The following is a 3994-nucleotide window of genomic DNA, read 5'->3' on the forward strand; positions in this document are numbered from 1 at the left end:
GCCGGGCGGCCTCGTGGGCGGTGCGGGCGTCGGCCCCGGCGGGCAGCCGGAACGAGACGCGTCCGGCGGCCGCGGCGGCGGCGAGCTCGGCGAGGGAGCCGTGGCCGCCGGAGGCGAGGGCGTCCCAGACGGGCAGGGCGACCCCGTGCTCCAGGCCGACCTGGGCCTGGACGGCGTCGACGAGGTGGTTGGCCCAGGGGCGGCCCTCGGCGTCGGCGCCCGACAGGCCGGACAGGCGCAGCAGGGCGCGCTCGACCGACACGGTGGTGTGGGTGCGGGCCATCCGGATGACGGGTTCGGCGGCCCGCGCGGCCAGGTTCCGGGCCCTGCGGACGACCTCGGGGTCCAGGTCGAGCTTGCCCCGCGTGTTCGGGCCGGTCACCGGGGGGTCTCCCGGAGCAGGTCGGTCGGCATCGCCGTTCCCTTCTCCGCCGCGTCCGCCCGGGTCTCCGGCTTCGGGCACCCCGGACGGGCCGTGGCGAACAATCGTCCTCATTGACGCGTTCTCTACGGAAGATCTTCCGGTATGCACCACGTCACGCGCAAGAACCTGTTTGCTGTCGGCCCGCAAATCCCGTTCCGGCCTCCGACCAGCGCACCGACCCGCATGAAACAAGTTCGACCGGCTAAGTATCCGGGGGACGCACCCTCCGACGGAGAGGCGAGAGCATGTGCGGAATCACCGGATGGGTGGACTTCGGCCGCGACCTGACCGCGGGCGCCACCGCCTCCGACACGGCCCGGACCGCCGCGGCGATGATCGCCACCATGGCCTGCCGCGGCCCCGACGACCAGGGCGTGTGGACCTCCCCGCACGCCGTCCTCGGCCACCGGCGGCTCGCCGTCATCGACATCGAGGGCGGCCGGCAGCCCATGACCGCCCCCGCCACGAACGGCCCCGCCGCGGACGGACCCGCCGCGGACGGACCCGCCGCCCCCGCGGCCGTGCTCACCTACAGCGGCGAGGTCTACAACTTCACCGAACTGCGCGCCGAACTCGCCGCGCACGGCCACACCTTCCGCACCCGCAGCGACACCGAGGTCGTCCTGCACGCCTACCTGCGGTGGGGCGATCACCTGGCCGAACACCTCAACGGCATGTTCGCCCTCGCCATATGGGACACCCGCACCGAGGAGCTGCTGCTGGTCCGCGACCGGCTCGGCGTCAAACCCCTGTACTGGCGGCGCCTGCCCGGCGGCCTGGCGTTCGGCTCCGAACCCAAGGCGATCCTCGCCCACCCCGCCGCCGACGCCGTCCTGGACGCCGACGGCCTGCGCGGCATCCTCGGGTTCTTCAAGGACGTCGGCAACTCCCCCTACCGCGACATCCACGAACTGCGGCCCGGACACATCCTGCGGATCCGCCGCTCCGGCATCACCGTCCGCCGCTACTGGCAGGCCCCCACCGCACCCCACACCGACGACCTGCCCACCACCGTCGCGCACGTCCGCGCCCTGCTGGAGGACATCGTCGCGCGGCAGCTGGTGTCCGACGTCCCGCTGTGCACCCTGCTGTCGGGCGGCCTGGACTCCAGCATCGTCACCGCGCTCGCCGCCGCCCACGGCCCCGTCCGCTCCTTCGCGGTCGACTTCGCCGGGCAGGCCGAGCGGTTCGTCCCCGACCCGATGCGCGCCACCCCCGACACCCCCTTCGTCCACGACCTCGCCGCGCACGCCGGCACCGAACACGCCGACATCGTGGTGGACGCCGCGCGCCTCGCCGACCCCGAGCTGCGCGCCACCGTCGTGCGGGCGTTCGACGCGCCCGCCGCGACCGGCGACATGAACGCCTCGCTCTACCTGCTGTTCCGCGCGATCCGCGACAAGTCCACCGTGGCGCTGTCGGGCGAGTCGGCCGACGAGGTGTTCGGCGGCTACCTGTGGTTCCACGACCCCGACGCCGTCCACGCCGACACCTTCCCCTGGGTCGCCATGGCCGCCGCCGGCGACCGCGGCGGCCCGCGCGGGCTCGTCCCCGACCCCGCCCTGCCGCTCGACCGCGGCCTGCTGCGGATGCTCGACGTCCCCGCCCACACCGCCGAGCAGTACCGCCGGGCCGTCGCCGAGGTCCCCGACGTCCCCGGCGACGACGAGCACGAGCGCCGCATGCGCCGGGTCTGCCACCTGCACCTGACCCACTTCCTGCCGATGCTGCTGGACCGCAAGGACCGCGCCAGCATGGCCGTCGGCCTGGAGGTCCGGGTGCCGTTCTGCGACCACCGGCTCGTCGAGTACGTCTTCGCCACCCCCTGGTCGATGAAGACCCACGACGGCCGCGAGAAGAGCCTGCTGCGCGGCGCGGGCCGCCACCTGCTGCCCGAGTCGATCGCCACCCGCCGCAAGAGCCCCTACCCCGCCATCCAGGACCCCGCCTACGAACTGGCCCTGCTCGACCAGGTCCGCGACCTGCTCGCCGACCCGTCCGCGCCCGTCACCCCGCTGCTGGACCGCGCCGCGCTGACCGCGCTGACCGACCTCCCCATGGACGCCGCCGTCGGCACCGGCTTCGGCGGACGCCGCGGCACCTTCGAACTCGTCCTCAGCCTCGACGCCTGGCTCAGAGAGCAGTCCGTCCGCATCGGCCTCTGACCCGCCGACCCGCGGTCCGGGTTCCCGGAGCGCGGCACGGACCTGTCCTCCCGGACAGGTGGCACGGCGCCCCGGCCCGGACCGCACCCCGGGCCGACCTGCCGTTTCCTTCGCCACAGGTGCCCTCGGGGCTTCGTTTTGGTCTCACTCCCGTCACACCCACAAGCAAAGCCGCCTTCAAACACGGACCGTGAAAGTAAAATCACGGGGCGTCAATCAGGGCGTGTCGGACCGACCCCCGGGAGTGGGCCATGCCTCTCTATCTGCTTGCCGCGGCGTGCGCGATCGTCGTGGTGGTCATCGCGAGCCGGCTGCTGCGCCGCACCGGCCGCGGCGCCGACGACGAGGCCACCGACGGCCCGACCAACGGCCACGCCGGCGCCATGCTGTCCGCGCTGTTCCTGCTCGCCTTCGCCATCGCGATCGTCGTGCCCTGGACCAACGCCGACGCCGCCCGCACCAACGCCTCCGCCGAGGCGCAGGCCCTCGCCGAGACCTACTGGGCCGCCGGACGCCTCGACGCCGCCGACGCCGCCCGCACCCGCGCCGAACTCGCCGACTACGCCTCCTTCGTCCGCCGGACCGAATGGCCGCTCATGCGCGACCACGGCAGGCTCAGCGCCGACGGCTGGGCCCGCCTGGACCGGCTGCGCCGCGAGACCATCGCCGTCCCCTTCAAGGACGGCGACGACTCCCAGGACGCCCGCACCGCCGTCCTGGACCACCTGTCGGAGGTGTCGGCCGCCCGGCACCAGCGCGCCACCGACGCCCGCGCGCACCCGCCCGCCGGGCTGCTGGTCATCACCGTCCTCACCGGACTGGTCGTGCTCGTCCTGCCGATCCTCGGCGGCGCCCGCCCCCGCGGCATGGCGCTGATCCCGCTCGGCGTCATGGCCGCGCTGCTGGCCGTCGGCGTCTACCTCGCCCTGGACATCTCGCACGTGTTCTCCGGCGCGCTCGCCGTCCACCCCGACGCGTTCACCGCCGTGTCCGGCGAGTTCACCCGCATCAACCAGGGAGGCTGACGTGCGCCGCGCGCTCGCCCTCCCCGCGCTCGTGCTGCTCACCACCACCGCCGGCGGACTCACCCTGCCCCTCGACGCCGCCCCCACGGCCGCCGAGACACCCGCCCCCGCGGGCGGGACCTCCGACACCCCCACCTCCGACAGCCCCGCTTCCCGCACCGCCCACGGCGCCCCTCCCGCACACGGCTCCGCGGACACACCGTCGTCCGCTCCCCGGCCCGCACCCTCCGCCGAGCACGCCCCGGCCGCGACCCGCGCCCCGGCCGGTCCGCGCGCCTCCTCCAGCGACGTCCCGGCCGTGCGCGTTCCGTCCGCACCGCGCGCCCCGGTGCGCAGGCACCTGCCCCCGGCGGTCGGCGGGCCGTCCGACGGACGTCAGC

3 protein-coding genes and 1 pseudogene are annotated in these 3994 nt (G+C 74.9%); 3 read left to right on the plus strand and 1 reads right to left on the minus strand.

Going from position 1 to position 3994, the window contains the following annotated elements; all coding sequences use genetic code 11:
- Positions 1–382 (minus strand): lysine 5,6-aminomutase subunit alpha TIM-barrel domain-containing protein (locus DZF91_RS27160; protein ID WP_328589219.1); only part of this gene is annotated, 382 nt, incomplete at its 3' end.
- A 287-nt stretch (positions 383–669) separates the two neighbouring features.
- On the opposite strand from DZF91_RS27160, the gene asnB reads away from it, so the two are divergent.
- The 3 genes and pseudogenes from asnB to DZF91_RS27175 form a co-directional block, all read left to right on the plus strand.
- Positions 670–2589, plus strand: a complete 1920-nt coding sequence (gene asnB / locus DZF91_RS27165; protein ID WP_117360002.1) for an asparagine synthase (glutamine-hydrolyzing) — start codon at positions 670–672, stop codon at positions 2587–2589.
- A gap of 251 nt (positions 2590–2840) precedes the next feature.
- Positions 2841–3614, plus strand: coding sequence for a bestrophin-like domain (locus tag DZF91_RS27170; protein WP_117360003.1), 774 nt, complete (start codon positions 2841–2843; stop codon positions 3612–3614).
- Position 3615: 1 nt separating this feature from the next.
- Positions 3616–3994, plus strand: a pseudogene (locus tag DZF91_RS27175) (hypothetical protein); the annotation flags it as partial.

This window comes from Actinomadura logoneensis, assembly GCF_003428695.1.
Taxonomy (GTDB): domain Bacteria; phylum Actinomycetota; class Actinomycetes; order Streptosporangiales; family Streptosporangiaceae; genus Spirillospora; species Spirillospora logoneensis.

Coding starts and splice junctions, on each gene's coding strand:
- asnB (WP_117360002.1), top strand. CDS start 670: ATGTGCGGAATCACCGGATGGGTGGACTTCGGCCGCGACCTGACCGCG.
- DZF91_RS27170 (WP_117360003.1), top strand. CDS start 2,841: ATGCCTCTCTATCTGCTTGCCGCGGCGTGCGCGATCGTCGTGGTGGTC.